The sequence below is a fragment of the Stenotrophomonas sp. SMYL89 genome (assembly GCF_036319985.1).
In the GTDB taxonomy this organism is placed as follows: domain Bacteria; phylum Pseudomonadota; class Gammaproteobacteria; order Xanthomonadales; family Xanthomonadaceae; genus Stenotrophomonas; species Stenotrophomonas maltophilia_Q.
In genome coordinates this window covers 140,022-156,926 of the sequence record NZ_JAWIRW010000001.1, presented here as the reverse complement: position 1 = coordinate 156,926, position 16,905 = coordinate 140,022, and the positions used below count along the sequence as shown (strand labels likewise).

16 protein-coding genes are annotated in these 16,905 nt (G+C 66.8%); 4 read left to right on the top strand and 12 right to left on the bottom strand.

Features of this window, described 5'->3' with window-relative positions; translation table 11 throughout:
* Positions 1–106 precede the first annotated feature (106 nt).
* A complete protein-coding gene (locus tag V3B41_RS00775) occupies positions 107–544 on the top strand; it encodes a DUF3806 domain-containing protein (RefSeq protein WP_049429023.1) in 438 nt (145 codons plus the stop codon).
* A gap of 50 nt (positions 545–594) precedes the next feature.
* Here the strand turns inward: V3B41_RS00775 and V3B41_RS00770 are convergent, their stop codons facing one another.
* The gene (locus tag V3B41_RS00770) at positions 595–1,755 is read right to left on the bottom strand and encodes an amidohydrolase family protein (protein ID WP_197632220.1); all 1,161 of its coding nucleotides are present in this window, start codon (positions 1,753–1,755) and stop codon (positions 595–597) included.
* Positions 1,756–1,937: 182 nt separating this feature from the next.
* Here V3B41_RS00770 and V3B41_RS00765 point away from each other — a divergent pair, with 182 nt between their 5' ends.
* Positions 1,938–2,579, top strand: a complete 642-nt coding sequence (locus tag V3B41_RS00765; RefSeq protein ID WP_049429025.1) for a hypothetical protein — start codon at positions 1,938–1,940, stop codon at positions 2,577–2,579.
* A 28-nt stretch (positions 2,580–2,607) separates the two neighbouring features.
* On the opposite strand, the gene V3B41_RS00760 is transcribed toward V3B41_RS00765, so the two are convergent.
* Both V3B41_RS00760 and V3B41_RS00755 read right to left on the bottom strand, forming a co-directional pair.
* A complete protein-coding gene (locus tag V3B41_RS00760) occupies positions 2,608–2,961 on the bottom strand; it encodes a hypothetical protein (protein ID WP_285310246.1) in 354 nt (117 codons plus the stop codon).
* Positions 2,962–3,191: 230 nt separating this feature from the next.
* On the bottom strand, positions 3,192–5,918 hold the full coding sequence (locus tag V3B41_RS00755) for a TonB-dependent receptor (protein ID WP_329859638.1): 2,727 nt from the start codon (positions 5,916–5,918) through the stop codon (positions 3,192–3,194).
* Positions 5,919–6,135: 217 nt separating this feature from the next.
* On the opposite strand from V3B41_RS00755, the gene V3B41_RS00750 reads away from it, so the two are divergent.
* A complete protein-coding gene (locus tag V3B41_RS00750; protein WP_049429027.1) occupies positions 6,136–6,735 on the top strand; it encodes a GNAT family protein in 600 nt (199 codons plus the stop codon).
* Here V3B41_RS00750 and V3B41_RS00745 read toward each other — a convergent pair.
* Together V3B41_RS00745 and V3B41_RS00740 are read right to left on the bottom strand one after the other, a co-directional pair.
* Complete coding sequence (locus tag V3B41_RS00745; protein WP_049429028.1) at positions 6,732–7,511, bottom strand: CDP-diacylglycerol diphosphatase; 780 nt, start codon at positions 7,509–7,511, stop codon at positions 6,732–6,734. The genes V3B41_RS00750 and V3B41_RS00745 overlap by 4 nt on opposite strands.
* 68 nt (positions 7,512–7,579) lie before the next feature.
* Positions 7,580–8,236, bottom strand: coding sequence for a decarboxylase (locus V3B41_RS00740; RefSeq protein ID WP_197632217.1), 657 nt, complete (start codon positions 8,234–8,236; stop codon positions 7,580–7,582).
* A gap of 170 nt (positions 8,237–8,406) precedes the next feature.
* Between V3B41_RS00740 and V3B41_RS00735 the strand changes: the two genes are divergently transcribed.
* Entirely contained in the window at positions 8,407–8,703 is a 297-nt protein-coding gene (locus tag V3B41_RS00735; protein ID WP_049429030.1) for a hypothetical protein, read from the top strand.
* A 128-nt stretch (positions 8,704–8,831) separates the two neighbouring features.
* Here V3B41_RS00735 and V3B41_RS00730 read toward each other — a convergent pair whose 3' ends face one another.
* The 7 genes from V3B41_RS00730 to V3B41_RS00700 form a co-directional block, all read right to left on the bottom strand.
* The gene (locus V3B41_RS00730) at positions 8,832–9,716 is read right to left on the bottom strand and encodes a hypothetical protein (RefSeq protein ID WP_100443821.1); all 885 of its coding nucleotides are present in this window, start codon (positions 9,714–9,716) and stop codon (positions 8,832–8,834) included.
* Positions 9,717–9,826: 110 nt separating this feature from the next.
* Complete coding sequence (dld, locus tag V3B41_RS00725) at positions 9,827–11,527, bottom strand: D-lactate dehydrogenase (RefSeq protein WP_049429031.1); 1,701 nt, start codon at positions 11,525–11,527, stop codon at positions 9,827–9,829.
* A complete protein-coding gene (lldD, locus tag V3B41_RS00720) occupies positions 11,524–12,663 on the bottom strand; it encodes an FMN-dependent L-lactate dehydrogenase LldD (RefSeq protein ID WP_010485059.1) in 1,140 nt (379 codons plus the stop codon). Before lldD ends, dld begins: the two co-directional genes overlap by 4 nt.
* A gap of 4 nt (positions 12,664–12,667) precedes the next feature.
* Positions 12,668–13,432 (bottom strand): transcriptional regulator LldR, encoded by a 765-nt coding sequence (gene lldR, locus V3B41_RS00715; RefSeq protein WP_329859632.1) that lies wholly within the window; start codon positions 13,430–13,432, stop codon positions 12,668–12,670.
* A 53-nt stretch (positions 13,433–13,485) separates the two neighbouring features.
* The gene (gene lldP, locus V3B41_RS00710; RefSeq protein WP_049429033.1) at positions 13,486–15,144 is read right to left on the bottom strand and encodes an L-lactate permease; all 1,659 of its coding nucleotides are present in this window, start codon (positions 15,142–15,144) and stop codon (positions 13,486–13,488) included.
* Positions 15,145–15,376: 232 nt separating this feature from the next.
* Entirely contained in the window at positions 15,377–15,829 is a 453-nt protein-coding gene (locus tag V3B41_RS00705) for an MgtC/SapB family protein (RefSeq protein ID WP_049429034.1), read from the bottom strand.
* A gap of 126 nt (positions 15,830–15,955) precedes the next feature.
* On the bottom strand, positions 15,956–16,714 hold the full coding sequence (locus V3B41_RS00700; protein WP_049429035.1) for an SDR family NAD(P)-dependent oxidoreductase: 759 nt from the start codon (positions 16,712–16,714) through the stop codon (positions 15,956–15,958).
* Between the last annotated feature and the right edge of the window lie 191 nt (positions 16,715–16,905).

Here is a 16,905-nt window from a genome sequence, read left to right as displayed (position 1 = left end):
CGTGGATCTCGCGCATTGATCATCGATATCTGATCAATCCTGCCGCACGGCAGGCATCATCGCCTCGTACAGTGCCCGTTGTTTCCGTGCTCCACGGCGCCTCGCCATGTCCGACCAACCCTCGACCCGCTTCGATCCCCTACCCGCGGCCCTGCAGACGCATCTGCAGCACCAGCGCTCGCTGATCGCCGCGCGCGTGGCTGTGGGCTTCCCGACGTTGCCGGTGCAGTGGCCGCTGGCGGCCACAACCCTGCAGCGCGTGGTCGATGCCGAGCTGATCGATCGTGACGACTGCGATGGCTGGGAAGCCCTGGGCGTCGCGTTCGGTGACACTCTGGCGCAACGCGTGCCTGGCCTGGCCTGGATGCAGGTCACCGATGCCTGGGGCATCGATGCAGTGCTGCGCTATGCCGACAGCAGCCTGCAGATCGGCGCCAGCACGCTGCTGCTCAAGCGCGTCGAACAGGGCGAGGTCATCGACATCGCACATCTGCTGGCATGGCTGGAAGAATTCGTCGCTACCCGCGCCGACGATTACGCCTGAATGCCGCCGGGCATGGCTCGGCGCTACAAGGGGGTTGGCGCGGCGTGGATCTACAGCCAGCGACCATCAACCACCACGCGGCGCTCCACCGGCACCGCAGCCACCGCGGCCGGGCCGTGGTCGGCGCGCACCGCCACGAACGTGGCCGGCAGGCCTTCGGCAATACCGTAGCGCGGCAGACCGATCACCTGTGCGGCATGGGTGGTGACCATGTCCAGCGCCAGCATCAGGTCGTCATCGGTGTAGAAGCCCGAGCGATAGCCGAGCAGCATCGCCCGCTGCAGCAGGTCGCCATTGCCATAGGGCCACCAGCAGTCGCGGATGTTGTCGTTGCCGGCGAACACGCGCACACCAGCATCATGCAGCGCGCGCAGCGGTGGGAATGGATGATCGCCGGGTGCATTGCTCATGATTGCCACGCCGGCCGTGGCCAGCGCTTCGCCCACCTGCAGCGCGCGCGCCAGAGGCACCTCGCCCAACGAATAGGCATGGCTGACAGCAACGCGCCCCCGTAGACCGGCAGCCCGGGTGCGCGCGGCAATGCGCAGCAACTGGGCCAGACCGGTCTCGCCCGGCTCATGCAGATGGATGTCCAATTGCACACCATAGCGCTCGGCCAGGCCGAACAGCACTGCCAACTGGCCTTCGGCATCGCCATCGAGGGTGGTCGGATCAATTCCGCCCAGCACTTCCACGCCCGCCGCAATCGCCTGCTCCAGCACAGCGGCGGTGCCCGCACAGGACATCACGCCTGCCTGCGGGAACGCCACCAGCTGGATGCGCATGATGTCGGCGCAGCGCAGTGCTGCCTCGCGCACCGCTTCAAGGTGGCGCAGTCCGGTGCCGCCATCGATATCGACATGGCAGCGCATCGCCACCGTGCCGAAGCCGCTGCACTGGCGGATCAAGGCCTCGGCGCGATCCACCATCGGTGCTGCGCCGGCCACCGCCGCCTTTTCCACCGCCAACCGTTCACGCAGGCTGTTCACAGGCTGGTGTGGGTGCCACTGGTCACCGACGAAGCTCTTGTCCAGGTGGATATGGCCGTCCACCAGGCCGGGCAGGACCGCGAGACCCTCCAGGTCGATGCAATCCGCCCCATCAGCAGGCCTGTCATCTGCATTGAGGCCGCTGATGCGGCCATCACGGATATGGAAATGCAGTGGCATACCGTTGCGGTCCACACCGCCATGGACGAACTGGAGGGTCATCGGGAACTCCCGGAAAGCCAAGAATGGCGCCATCGTGCGCCTCGGCACAGCCATCGGCCAACGAAATATCTGGATGGCACACATTCACCAGAACGATGATTGCCCTGCGACAACCGGTCGCAGCCACGCCGTGCACACGCCTGAACGGGTACCATGGGCGCCTGTTTCCGCTGTGATGCCGCATGGGCCCGTCCGACCGCCACGATCGTCTCCGCCGCTGGCAGGCCGCGTCCCTGCTTGCCGCCGCCCCGATCGCCAGCCTGTCCGCCACCGATGCCGCGGCTGCCGCGCCGCTGCAGTCACCGCCCGGCCAGCAGCGCATCGCCCCTGCTGCACTGGTCGAGCGCCTGCACCAGCGCGTGCTGTCCGGGCAGAGCGCCACCGCCACTTTGGAACACTGGTGCGCCGAACACGGCCTGGCCGAACAGGCGCGGGTGCGCGCGGTGCGTGTGCACGGCCAGGACAAGCCGGCCCCGGCCGACGTACTGCAGGCACTGGGTGCGGCACCCGGCGCCGAGCTGCGCTACCGCCGCGTACAGCTGGTCTGTGGCAGCCGCGTCCTCTCCGAGGCCGACAACTGGTACCTGCCGGAGCATCTCAGCCCTGCCATGAACCAGGTGCTGGACAGCACCGACGAACCGTTCGGCCGCGTGGTCGGCCCGCTCGGTTTCCAGCGCCAGACCCTGGCCGACCAGACGTTCTGGCCGCCGCGGGGCGAAGGCGACCACGGCGTGATCCTGGAGGTGCGCGCCCTGCTGCGCGACCGCCAACAGCAGCCTTTCAGCTACGTCATCGAGTCATACCTGCAGCAGGCGCTGCCCTGACGCTGGCACGCGACGGGGCGCGACCGGATCACCGGCTCGAGATCGCGTTGGCTGACGGATCCACCGAGAATACGAAGCGCCCACCACGCTGGTCCCTCCCCCATGTCATCGGTGCCGTCGCGAGGCTGTAGACCGGGGCTGCCTTGTCCATGCCGATCGCCTCGGACCAGGCATTGAAATCGTCATCGGTACGGCTTCGGATCTCGCCGACACACAGGCTGTAGCCACAGGCAAAAGACACCAGCGTGCCGTCGCTGCCGATGAGCCGGGTCGCGGCCGTCCTGTAGAGCCGGGTCAGGTCCTGCACTTCCGGTTGGCCCGCCGCATCCCGTTCGAGCTGGCTGATCGCCTGCGCGAAGGCGTTGTCCGAGCCCAGGATCACGTCGCTCTTTTCCGCTGACAGTGCACCTTAGGTCGCAGCATCATCCACGCTGGCCGCCTGCTTGCTGCTGCAACCGGCAATGGCCAGCACGGCAATCACGCTCCACACCCTGACATCCATGCGCATCCTCCTCCGGGTAGCGCCACAGCATGCCATGCGCGCAGCGGCAGCACCGGTGCGGTGCACAAAGAAAAGCCCGGCATTGCCGGGCCTTTCATTCGCCTGCCGGTTCAACGGAACCGGTAGTCCAGCTGCACCCAGTACTGGCGGCCGTACGGGTCGTAATTGCCGACCGGATAGAACGGCCACCCGCCTCCATTCTTGTCCGCCGGCGGGCGGCTGTCACGCAGGTTGTTGACGATCACCCCCACCGACAGGTTCTCGCCGAACTGGCGGAAGACACTGGCGTTGTAGGTCATGTACGGCGCGATGCGGCCACTGCCATCGGTCTTCGGCAGTGAGCCGAAACGATTGCCATACAGGGTGGTGGTCCAGTCGCCCTGGTTCCAGGTGATGCTGCCGTTGGCCTTGCTGCGCCACTGGTAGTCATCCAGCGAATTGCGGATGTCGCGCTCGGGGTCGTCGGAGAACTGACGGTATTTATGCTCCAGCACCACGGTGTAGGCCAGGCGCGTGGTGAAGTGGCCATAGCGACCGGCATCGAAACGCCAGTTGCCCTTCAGGTCCAGACCGCGCACCGACTCGGAGGCGGCGTTGATCGGGTTGATCAGCACGCGGGTCACCTGGTCCGGCTGCACCGTGGCATTGGACGGATTACGGATCACCCGCGACAGCGCGTCCTGGCACAGCGGTGAGCCGATGTCACGCGCCTCGCCACCCAGCGTTTTTCCCAACCGGCAATCGGCCTCGTCACGCAGGATGCGGCTGGTATCGAGGCTGGTCACCTCGTTGTCGATGCGGATGTCGTAGTAGTCGGCGCTGAAATCCAGGCCAGCCAGCGGCGACCAGACCACGCCGAAGCCATACGACTTGGCCGATTCCGGCTGCAGCTGCGGGTTGGCACGGTTGCTGTAGTCGATCGACAGGCCGTTGTAGTCACAGTTGTCGTACGACTGGCCTGCGGTGCGGCAGCGCCAGTAATCGGTCATGCCCGGGTTGTAGCCGCGGGTTTCGGTGGCGAATACGTAGTTCATGTCCGGCGCACGGAAGCTGGTCGCCGCCGTACCACGGATCAACAGGCTCTCGATCGGGCGGAACTCGACGCCGAAGCTCCAGGTTGCCTTGCCGATGTGCTCGCCGCCGGCACGGTACTGGTCATAGCGACCGGCCAGGGTGGTGGTCAGCGACTGCAGCAACGGCAGCTGCAGCTCCACGCCGGCGGCATAGCGGTCGCGCTCGCCCCCGGCACCGATGCCGGCGCTGGTGTTCCAGAACTCGCCGGTGCCCAGGCGCGGGTCCGGGCGGTTGCGGTAACCCTGGCTGCCGGCCTCGACCACCGCAGCCAGCGCGGCGTCGCCACCGGGCAGTGCGAACAACCGGCCGTTGACGCTGGCGCTGAAGGTCTGCAGCCACGCCGCGTTGCGGCTCTCCTGGTAGCCGGACAGGTCCTGGTACTCGTTCGGGCTCAGCGGCTGGAACAGGCGCGCCGGGTCCGGCGCATAGACCTCCACGCCATTGCGCACGCCCAGCTTCGAGCCCAGCAGGTATTCATTGATGCCGGCCAGCAGCACCGGGCGACGGGTGCGGTTTTCGTAGCGTGAGCGGCTGTAGACCGCTTCATAATCCCAGCCACTGTCACCGATCTGGCCGCGCGCGCCGACGTTGAACGACCAGGAATTTTCCAGGAAACGGTTGGCATTGCGCGGCAGGCCACCGATTTCCTCGGGTGCAAAGCGGCGGTACCAGCTTTCCAGGTTGCCGGTGGTCTGGTTGTAGAAGTAGTTGCGGGCCGAGGTCCAGGTGGGCGCACGGGTGTTGTTGGTGATGCGTGCGCTGCCCACGGCCAGATCGGCGAACAGGTCGGTGGTCTCGTTGACGTGGAAGGTCAGCAGGCCGTAGCCGTTGAGGTTGCGCTTCTCGGTCTGCACCGTCCAGTAGCTGGCGGTGGCCTCGTTGCTGCCGCAGTACCAGCCCTGACGCGGGTTGAAGGCGCGGAACACGCTGCCGCCATAGATGTCCGACGCCGCGTCGCAGCCACTCACGCCAGGATCGATGTTGCGGCCGGTGGCAGCATTGCGGCGATAGGCGATCGCGGTCGCCTGCGGCGCTTTGCCGGCCGGATCATCGTCCAGTGAATCCATGAAGTCGCGCTGGCGCGCGTGGATCGCCTTGCGCACGTCGAACTCGAAGCCGAACAGCGCATCCCAACGCTCGCCGGAACTGCCACCGACCACCTGCGCGCGCTGGTTGTCACCCCCGCCCTGCTGGGTGCCGCCGGCGCGCACATTCACGTCCACGCCTTCAAAGCGGTCCTTGAGGATGATGTTGACCACGCCGGCGATGGCATCGGAGCCATACACCGCCGACGCACCCGCGGCGAGCACCTCGATGCGCTCGATCAGGGCGCTGGGAATGTTGGCCAGGTTGACCACGTTCACCGAGCCCTCGTAGGCCAGCGGGTAGTCGGCCTGGCGGCGGCCGTTGACCAGCACCAGCGTGCGGTTCGGACCCAGCCCCCGCAGATTGATGGTGTTGGCCGCCGGAGTGAAGGTGTTGCCGAAGTCCTCGCCCTGCACGTTGCCGGTGTTTTCGGTCAGGGCGCTCAGCGCGTCGAACGCATTGCGGTAGCCCTGCGCGTCGATCTGCTCGCGGCTGATCACCGTCACCGGAGATGGCCCCTCGACGCTGGCGCGCGGAATGCGCGAGCCGGTGACCTTCACTTCCTGCAACGACGTGGGTGCGCTTTCCTGCGCGAAGGCCGGCAACGAGAGCAGCATCAGGGACGACAGCGCGAGCACCAGCGGACGCGGGCGCAGCGCCTTGTGAGAGGCAGACATGGGCTTCCTGGGGGAGTTGGGCGGGTGGTACGGGGTCGGAGGCCTGTGCGGCACATAACGATCCCGTAACGAAAGTGTCCTGAATGGGTGGTTTCAACGGAAATGACCAGCCCTGATGGACTTATGCCTGAACCGAATCAGGCTCCGCCCGCTGATCGTCGCGTTTTTGCAATCTTTTGAATGGTCTCGCAAACCAGGCATTGCCATCGTTCCGGGGATGATGACCCCGTATCCCACATCCGTGCTCCCCGCCCTGCGCCCTGTGTCGCGCCGCCATCTGCTGCAGCTGCAGGTGGCTCCGGTCACCCTTCGCCCGTTCCAGCGCACCGACCTGCCGAGCTGGCGCCTGTTCGACGACCGCCGCCGCCGCGGCCGGCATCTTCAACCCGGCATCGACGAAGAAGCCCGCTTCCTGGCGCACATGCACCGCTCGCGCCTTGAGCAGGACAACGACCAGCTGATGCTGGGCGTCTTCGACGACGAACACGGCACCGTGCTGGACCAGTTGCACGTCCGCCTGCATTCACTGCATTCACGCTGCGCCGAGCTGCTGTCACTGCAGCATTGGCATCCCCACACCGATGCGACCCTGCGGGCCCTGTGCCCGTTCCTGTTCGAGGATGTCGGCCTGCACCGCCTGTTCGTGATGTTGCCGCCCGACTGCGGCGCCCCGTTTGCCCACGCGCTTCGCGCCCGTGGCTTTGAACAGGAAGGCGTGCTGCGCGACCAGCACCTGGGTCCGGAGGGCTGGCAGGACCGCCAGCTATTGGCGCTGACTGCGCCGATCTGGCGCAGCCACCAGCTTGCAGCGGGTTAGCGCACCCGCTCCAGCGCGTCGCCAGCACCGGTCAGGACTGTACAGGCGTGATCCTGCAGCTCTTCGCCACTGGCCTCGTTGCCGCTACCCGCGTCGACGCGGGTGGCGAGCAGGATGAAGCCCGGTCCAGCCTGCACGTTGTCCCGGCCAGCCACCACCAGGCTCCATTGGCCGACGTCATCCACGCCGCTCAGGTCGTAGGCGAGCAGGTTGAGCGGATTGGCGGTCAACTCCGTGCCCGGCAGCAGCCGGGCCTGGTACTGATGGCCGCGCAGCAGCACCGGCAGTGGCGCCCACCGGGCGCCCAGGGCACCGGCATGTGCATCCAGGGCCTGCAGCACATCGGCGCGCAGGCAGTCGACGTGGATGTGCAGCTGGTGCTGCGAGCGGCCGTGGGGGGAATTCAGTGCCAGGCTGGCAACGCTGCGTGGCAGTGGTTGGCCCAGAGCCCGCTCGGTATGGCTGCGGGCCTGCCAGGCTGCGGCAAAGTAATTCGGCGCTCCGCGCTGGTACAGGGCGAGGTTCTCGATGCCGCTGACCTTGTCCAGCGGCATCAGCAGGAACTGGTAGTCACCGTGCGCGTCCTTGACCAGCACATCGCGGCGATCCGCCGCAGCGTCCACCTGCAGACAGTCACCCCGCGGGCCTTCGGCGCCACGGCAATCACGTTCAATCAATCGCCACAGCGCATCGGAATGGGCCGGTGGCGGTGGGGGGGCACTGGCACAGGCGGACAACAGCAGCAGGGACGGCAGCAGGAAGGGGCGCAGGGACACGGCAACGGCTCACGGAACAGGCACGGCAGACGGCGCCGCGCCGCATTCTAGCCAGTGGAGTGCTGCAATCAGTAAGTGCCGAACGGCACTTCAACCACGATCGGGGCCGCGCCCTCGCCTGCCTGCAGGGTGTAGCGGTCCAGCGCACCATCGTCGTCGGCGTGCGGTTGGCGCTGGAAATGCAGCGGATAGCGGCTGTCGCCCAGGCGCACCGCGCTGCCATCGGCGTCCAGTGCTGCTCCCTCGGGGATCAGCAGCCCACCCAGGTCGCTGTAGGCGCCCGGTACATCGGCGAAGCTGTAGTCGGCCAGCTCGTCCACCCGCTGCATCGCGTAGACGTGCGGAACATAGGGGCGTGCAGGGCTGCGGCCATTGCTCAGGTCGGTCACCCAGGCCTGCGGCAGGTGGTACTGCTCATGCAGCGCCGCCACGCCCAGCGAGGGACTGGCCACCTGCAGGCAGCACACCGTGCGCTTGCCTTCACGATCGAGAATGGCAAAGCGATCACCCCGGCTCGCCGCCTGCGGCAGCATGCCGAAGGCCAGGTTGCGCTGGGCCGGTACGAAGCCGGCCTCGGTCTGCAGGTTGCGCCAGGCACCGAACACCGGGGGTTCGGCCGACGCAGGTTCCGGTTCGGCAGCGGCGACGGCAAACGCCATGCTCAGCATGGACAGCGCCAGTGCCATCATCGTCCTGCCCTTGTCGCGGAAACTGCCTGCCGTCATACCGTGTCCAGCACCTGCACCGGAATGGCCCGGCTCGCCCGCTGGCGTGCTGCCAGTCATCCCTCCCACTATGCAATGGCCACGCTCTGCCGGCAATGACCGTGATGCTGACGCCTTTCGCACGCTGGGTGCTATCGTTCCCGCCATCTCCCCTGCGCAGGAGCGCTCGCATGTCCACCTTCCGTCTGTTCCTGTTGCTGCCCGCCTCGGCCCTGCTGCTTTCGGCCTGCGTCAGCACGCCCGGCCCGCAGGTCAAGGGCAGCGGCCAGTGCGATGCCAGCCAGTTGGGCTGGGCGATCGGCCAGCCGGCCAACGAACCCAACATCCGCCGCCTGTCCGCCGAAAGCGGTGCCGGCCTGGTCAACCCGATCGGCCCCAGCACCATCACCACCAAGGACATCCGCCAGGACCGCCTGCGCGTGTTCGTGGACAAGGACAACGTCATCACCGCTACCCGCTGCGAATAAGCGCCGCCTCGGTTTTTGTAGAGCCGAGCCCACGCTCGGCTGCGCTTCCGTGACAGCCGAGCGTAGGCTCGGCTCTACAGAAAACGCGAGTCGAGCATGACTCGACTCTACAATCCAGGGTTGAGGGCTCAGGGCTCGGTATAACCGGCGCAGTCCGGAAGTGCCTGGTCCGGGTGGAACATGCCCTCGCGGAAACGGAACAGCCGCGTATAGGTGCACGCCGGATCCTGCTCGGTGCGCAGGTCCTTCTTCTTCAGCGGCCCCTTGGCCAGCGAATCCTCGAAGCGCGAAACACCGGCCGGAAACCGGGTCGCCACCGTCTGGTAGCGCAGCACCGGCATCCCCTGCCCTGCAACGTCCAGCGCCAGCTTTGCCGAAAAGCCGTACTCGTCGTGGCAGGCACCTGCGCGCTGCTTGCTGTCCTGTTCGCTGAAGCAGGCACGGATCATCGCGTTGCCCAGCCATGGCAGGGTCAGCACATCATCGTCCACCTGGATATCGTCCTGCAGATGGCGCACGCGTGCCAGCTGCAGCGTGGACGCGTCGGCACCTCCACCGGAATACATGGTGCTGAACGTGACGATGCCGCCCACCAGCACGTTCTGGCGGGCGCGCTGCTGCGGATCGGTCACCGGCTCATCGCTGCCGACGCCCGGGGCCAGGCGCACGATCCAGGGCCAGAGCTTCAGCTCGCTTTCCTGCGGCACGTCAATGCTGACGTGATAGCTGTGGGGCTTGCCTTGGCCCTGCACCTTTTCAAGCACTTCAAGCAGGGTGGGCCGATCACCCTCCTCGGCTGCGGGCTGCACGCGCACGCACCAGTTGCCGTCCCGCGTGCAGTCATAAAGCCCCGACGGTCCGGTCTCATTCGCGATCAGCACCTGCCCCAGCGGCTCCATCACATTGCCGGCGGCATCGCGCTGCTGCGGCAGGATCGCGCCCTGGGCCAGCACCAGCAGCGGGGTTGCCAGCAATGCAGTGCACAGGGTGGCGCGGGCGGCAGCGGTGGGCATGGACGGCTCCTGCGTATGGGCTTCCGATGGTAACCGTTGACCAGGCGGCGTCGAGCCTGCTCGACTGCTTCTCACCACAAATACCAGCCGAGCGCCGGCTCGGCTCTACATCATCCGCAGTCGCAGCCCCCCCACCCCTTGGCCTTCGAGGTCTGGCCGATGCCCGGGTTGAACGTATTGCTCGGATCAAGCTGCCTGTAGAAGCCCGCCAGCGCCGGCTTGGCCGGGTACAGGTGACCGACATTGTGCTCGGCCGGGTACTCGGCACCACGCTGGTCCAGCAATGCCCACATTGCGTGCTCGATCGCCATCGGGTCTTCCCCCTTGCGGGCGATGTAGTCCTGGTGGAACACGTGGCACAGGAAGTGGCCGTAGTACAACTTGTGCAGCAGGCGGCCGTCGATCTCCGGCGGCAGCTGTTCGAACCAGTCGGCGTCGTCACGTCGCAGCGCGATGTCCAGCGCGACGATGTCCTGCACCTGGTCACGATGCACTTCACGGTAGCGCACTGCGGCACCGGCCACGGCAAAGCGATGCAGGAACGCCTTGCGTCCCTCCTCCGCCGTGCAGTGGAAATAGCCGCCTTCGTGGCCAGCGAAGAAATCGCGCAGCCAGGCTTCGGTCTGCGCTGCGTCCTGCGCGGACACCTTCAACAGCAGGTGATGCTCATAGCGCTGGCGGAACTCACCCATGCGCCTGGGCAGGTGCGAAGGCAGCAGGCCCGTCAGCACCTGCATCACCCGATCGGTCACGCCGCGCAGGCCCAACCGCTCGAACCAGCCATCGACGCGGCTCTTCAGGGCGAACGCGGCCGGCACGCGCGCGGTGCCGAGGCGGTCGATCAGCAGGAAGCTGTCCTTGCCGTAGCGTTCACCGATGTCATAGGCATCGCGGTGGATGTACTCACCGGCAATCGGCAGGCGCTCGAAGCCGGTCAGCAGCTGGCGACGGATCGCGGTGAGGCTGTCAGTGCGGTTGCTGCCGATGTAGAAGACCTCGGCAGCTTCCTTCTCGAAGGTGTCCAGGCGCACCGCGAACACCGCCAGTTTGCCGGCCGAACCGGCCGCTTCGTAATGACGGCTGGGGTCAGCATTGAAGCGCGCCGGGGTCTCGGCGTCGACCCTGCGCACCTCCTCCGCGTAGCGCGGATCGGAGGCCGCACGGCCGTCGCCGTCACCCACGTCCGTCGCCGTGTAGTCGCCGGCCTGCAGGCGCTGCAGGATCTGCTCGGGCGTATCACCCAGCGCGATGTCCAGATGATTGACCAGCTGCAACCGGCCCTGCGCGTCGACCTGCGCGTACAGTGCCAGCTCGGTATAGGCCGGGCCACGGCGCACCAGCGCGCCGCCGGAGTTGTTGCAGATGCCGCCGAGTACCGACGCACCGATGCAGGACGAGCCGATCACCGAATGCGGCTCACGGCCGAGCGGTGCCAGTGTCTGCTCCAGCCGGTCCAGCGTCGCGCCGGGCAGGCACAGCACCTGGCGCCCTTCGTTCAACAGCTGGATGCCGGTCAGGCGCAGCGTGCTGACCAGCACGATCGGGCGACCGTAGTCGTTGCCATCCGGGGTCGAACCGCCGGTCAGGCCGGTGTTGGCCGCCTGCAGGATGATCGCCGCCCCACCCTGCACCGCCGCCTGCAGCACGCGCCACAGCTCCAGCAGCGTGCCCGGGCGCACCACCGCCAGCACCGGGCCATCGCCGAAGCGGTAGCCGCGACGGAAGCGGCGCGTGGCCTTGTCGTCGGTCAGTACATGGCGGCTGCCGACCGCGTCGCGCAACTGCGCGAGCACCGCGTCGTGGCCACTCACGGCAGGCTGACCAGTGAATCGCGGCCGATATCGGCGATGCGGCGCGCGCCGGTCAGCGTCATCGCCACCCGCATTTCCTTGGCAATCAGGTCCAGCAGGTTGGCCACGCCGGCCTCGCCCTGTGCCGCAAGCGCATAGACGAACGCGCGGCCCAGCAGCACGGTGTCGGCACCCAGCGCCAGCATGCGCACCACGTCCAACCCGGTACGGATGCCCGAATCGGCGAGGATCTTCAGATCGCCCTGCACCGCGTCGGCAATGGCCGGCAGTGCGCGTGCGGTGGACAGCACGCCGTCGAGCTGACGGCCACCATGGTTGGAGACCACGATGCCATCGGCACCGAACTTGACCGCATCGCGTGCGTCGTCCGGGTCGAGGATGCCCTTGATCACCATCGGGCCCTTCCAGAACTCGCGGATCCATTCCAGGTCCTTCCATGAAATGGACGGATCGAAGTTGCTGCCCAGCCAGCCGATGTAGTCCTCCAGCCCGGTCGGGTTGCCACGGTAGGTGGAAATGTTGCCCAGATCATGCGGGCGCCCGAACAGGCCCACGTCCCACGCCCAGTGCGGGTGGGTGATGGCCTGGCCGATGCGGCGCAGCGAGGCGTTCGGGCCACTCATGCCGGAGTGCGCGTCACGATAGCGCGCGCCCGGCACCGGCATGTCCACGGTGAACACCAGGGTGGTCACGCCGGCGGCCTGCGCCCGCTCCAGCGCATTGCGCATGAAGCCTCGGTCGCGCAACACATACAGTTGGAACCACATCGGCCGCTGGATGGCGGGGGCCACTTCCTCGATCGGGCAGACCGACACCGTGGACAGGGTGAACGGGATGCCCCGGCTGTCGGCCGCGCGCGCCGCCTGCACTTCACCGCGCCGCGCGTACATGCCGGTCAGGCCGACCGGCGCCAGCGCCACCGGCATCGCCAGTTTTTCGCCGAACAGCTCGGTTTCCAGGCTCAGGTCGGACATGTTGCGCAGGATGCGCTGGCGCAGCGCGATGTCGGACAGGTCGGAAACGTTGCGCTTCAGCGTGTGCTCGGCATACGCGCCGCCATCGATGTAGTGGAACAGGAACGGCGGCAGCCGGCGTTGCGCTGCGGCACGGTAATCGGTGGAGGCGGAGATGATCATTGGGTCAACCGTGTGGGGAAGGTAGACGCGAGGCCCGCGCACGCCGGGCTTCGTTGTCATCGAGGGTGCGCAGCGTGGTGTGCACGAACTCGAGGTGGGCATGCGCGGCGGCGCGCGCGCGTTCCGGGTCGCCGGCCAGCACCGCATCCATCATCTCGCGGTGCTGGTCGGACAGCGGCGAGAAGGTCCTCGCCGAGGTGTAGAGCTTCTCGCGGCTCTGCGAGATGTTGGTCTGCAGCAGCTCGAACAAGCCTCGCATCACCTGCAGCAGCACCAGGTTGTGCGAGGCCTCGGCGATGGACAGGTGGAAGGCCGCGTCGGCCTCGGCCTCGCCGGTGGGGTCGTCCTTGCCGTGCGCATCCATCATGGTCTGGAACGCCTGCGCGATGCGCGCGCGGTCCTCGTCGGTGGCGCGCAATGCAGCATGCCAGGCGGTGGCGCCTTCCAGTGCGTGGCGGATCTCAAGCACGTCGAAGCGGTATTCCGGGTCGCCCTGGAACAGCGGCAGGTACGGCGCCAGCGGTTCGTCCAGCGCCTGCCGCGCACGTGCCGCCGGCTCGGCCACGTAGGTGCCACCGCCGACCCGTGCGCTCAGCAGGCCCTGGCTGGCCAGCTGCGCGATGGCCTCGCGCAACGCCGTTCGCGAGACCCCCAGCTGCACCGCCAGGGTGCGCTCGGCCGGCAGCCGGTCACCGGGCTGCAGCCGTTGTTCCTGCACCAGGCCGCGCAGCTGTGCGGCCACCTTGTCGGAAATGCGTTGCATGCTCATGGCGCCATTGTGGCCCGAAGCACGCGGCAGAGGGATGGCCGGCGTGGCATGGCTCAGGGAATCATCCAGGTCAGCCAGTAGGCCTGGGCCAGGGTGATCAGGCCGACCATCGTGGTGAAGACCAGGCTGTGCTTCACCGTGAAGCGGAACAGGTCCGATTCCTTGCCGGCCAGGCCGACCGCCGCACAGGCAATGGCAATCGACTGCGGCGAGATCATCTTGCCGGTGACACCGCCGGTGGTGTTGGCCGCTACCAGCAGCACGTCGGACACGCCGATCTGCTGCGCTGTGGTGGCCTGCAGTGCCGAGAACAACGCATTGGACGAGGTGTCCGAACCGGTCAGGAACACGCCCAGCCAGCCCAGGAACGGCGAGAAGAACGGGAACGCATCGCCGGTGTGCGCCAGCGCGAGGGCGAGCGTGGCCGACAGGCCCGAATAGTTGGCGATGAAGGCGAACGCGAGCACCATGCCGATCGAGTAGATCGGCATGCGCAGCTCACGCACGGTCTCGCCGAAGGTCTGCAGCGCCGAACGGGCCGGCATGCGCAGCGCGATGATCGCGATCACCGCCGCGAGGATGATCGAGGTCCCGGTGGCCGAGAACCAGTCGAATTTATAGACCGCCTCATAGCTGAGCGGCGCGTCCACGATCGGCGGCATCTTCTGCACCAGCTGGTCCAGCCCCGGCACCGGAATCTTCAGCACCCAGCCTTCCAGCGGGCCGCCCGCCGCGAACAGCGACTTGAACGGCTTGATGCTCCACAGGGTGACCATCGCAGTGAGGATCAGGAACGGCGACCACGCCTTGGCGATCTGGCCAACGCTGTAGCGCGGCGCTTCCAGTGCCTGGGCGGCCGCTTCGGCGCTGGTTTCAGTGTCGAAGCGGAAGATCCGCACCGGCTTCCAGCGGCGCAGGAACAGGGTCAGGCACACCAGCGACGCCAGCGACGCGGTGATGTCCGGCAGTTCCGGGCCGATGAAATTGGAGGTCAGGTACTGGGCGATGGCGAACGAGCCACCCGCAACCAGCACCGCCGGCCAGGTTTCCTTGATGCCGCGCCAGCCATCCATGATCGCCATGATCCAGAACAGCACGATGATGGTGAGGAAGGGCAACTGGCGGCCCGCCATCTGGCCAATCTCGAACGCATCCAGCCCCGTGACCTGCCCTGCCACGATGATCGGAATGCCCATGGCACCAAAGGCCACGGGCGCGGTGTTGACGATCAGGCACAGGCCAGCCGCATACAGCGGCTTGAAGCCCAGCCCAACCAGCAGCGCCGCGGTGATCGCCACCGGTGCGCCGAAACCGGCCGCACCTTCCAGGAAGGCACCGAAGGCGAAGCCGACCATCAGCATCTGCAGGCGCTGATCTTCGGTGACCGACAGGATCGAGGCGCGGATGATGTCGAACTGCCCGGTCTTGACCGAGACCTTGTACAGGAACACCGCGCCGATGATGATCCAGGCGATCGGCCACAGCCCATAGACGAAGCCGAAGCCAGCCGCACCCAGCGCCTGGGTCAGCGGCATGCGGTAGAACAGCAGCGCAACGCCAAGTGCGATGGCCACGGTGATGGTGCCGGCCAGCCAGCCCTTCATGCGCAGCACGGCCAGGGCAACGAAGAAGAACGCGATCGGCAGCAGCGCGATCAGGCTCGACAACCACAGGTTGCCGGCGGGGTCGTACAGGTGTTGCCAGGGCTGCATGAAAGCTCTCGACTGGGGGCGGGATGTGCTCCACCGCAGGCGGTGGGTCGCCGTGCCTGTCGATCATTGGTCTTACCAATATCGATCTTGATCAGGCCACGTAGAGCGGATTTAACCGCCACACTGACGAAGCGCCTATTAGACCATAGGGCTAGATCACATATTGGTCTTACCATTATGACTACCCGTGGTAGTGCCGGCCGCTGGCTGGCAACCTCGTCCGCCCCCTCCCCTATGAGATCTTCTTCTCCAACCGCCGCATCACCGCCAGCACGAGCACACACAGCACGCTCACTCCAATGGCGATCACGTACTTGCTGATCCCCACCGCAATCCCGATGGCCGCCGCCATGATCAACGAGCTGGCAGTGGTCAATCCGCTGACCTGGTCTTCGCGCGAGCCGCGCAGGATGGTGCCGGCGGCAACGAAGCCGACACAGGCCACCACCGCTTCGATCAGACGGACCGGGTCGACCTGCAACAGGTCGCGATAGCGCTCCTGCTGGAAATGTTCGGCGACCGAGTCGCCGAGGCCGACGATCAGCGCAGCGGCCCCGGCGATCAGCATGTGCGTGCGCAGGCCGGCGGCGTGCTTGCCCATTTCGCGCTCGACACCGAGCACGCCGCCGAACAGCATCGCTGCGGCTACGCGCAGCAGGATCGAGACATCCTGGGTGAGTTCCATGGGCAGGCTCCGGGAGTTTCCCGGAGCGTCGCGTGGCGATCGTGGGACGGGGGTGAAGGCGATGGCACGCCTTCTTCACCCCACGCTGTCATCCACGCATGGCGTGGATCTACTGACCGCATTCGCTCACTGCGCCAGGTAGCCACCATCGATGGCGTAGTAGGTACCGGTCGCGAACGAGGCATCGTCGCTGGCCAGCCAGGCCACCAGTGCCGCCACTTCCTCGGCCGTGCCCAGGCGTTTCAGGGCGTGGCGCCCTTCCAGCGTCGTGCGCACCTTCGGGTCCATCTTCTCCAGCAGCGGCGTGCTGATGAAGCCCGGGCCGACCGCGTTGACACGAATACCGTCGGCAGCATGTTCCCACGCGGCTGTCTGGGTCAGCCCGACCACGCCGTGCTTGGCCGCCGCGTAAGCGGTGGAACCGGCATACCCCACCTGGCCCAGGATCGAGGCCATGTTGATGATGCTGCCGCCGGTTCCAGCGGATCGCATTGCCCGGATCTGCGCACGCTGGCACAGGAACACGCTGGTGAGGTTGACGTCGATGACCCGCTGCCAGCCATCGATCGGATAGTCACCGCTGCTGGCGGCCGGCCCGCCGATACCGGCGTTGTTGACCGCCACATGCAGGCCGTCGAGTTCGTTGATCGTGCGCTGCACCGCCGCCTCCACCGCGGCATCGTCGGTGACGTCCAGCGCGATGCCAATCGCCTGCGCACCGGCATCGCGCAACTGCGCCACGGTCGCATCCACCGCATCCTGCTTCAGGTCCCAGACCGAGATCCGCGCGCCGGACGCCGCCAGGGTCTGCGCCACGGCCAGACCAATGCCGGACACACCGCCGGTCACGATCGCGGTCTTGCCGGTGAGTTGGTAGTCAATCATCTGCGTTCTCCATCAGTGGGGATATCGAAGTGGCCTGCAGCAGCCAACCGCCCCACCCTACGCGCGTGCCTGTGATGGCCTGGCTGACACCGCGTCTACGGGCGATCGTTCCAGCCATGAAACCTCAACTCAAGTTGATGTATGGAATTACGTACGGATATGCATGCAAAACGCCTGCGTATGCTCGGCGG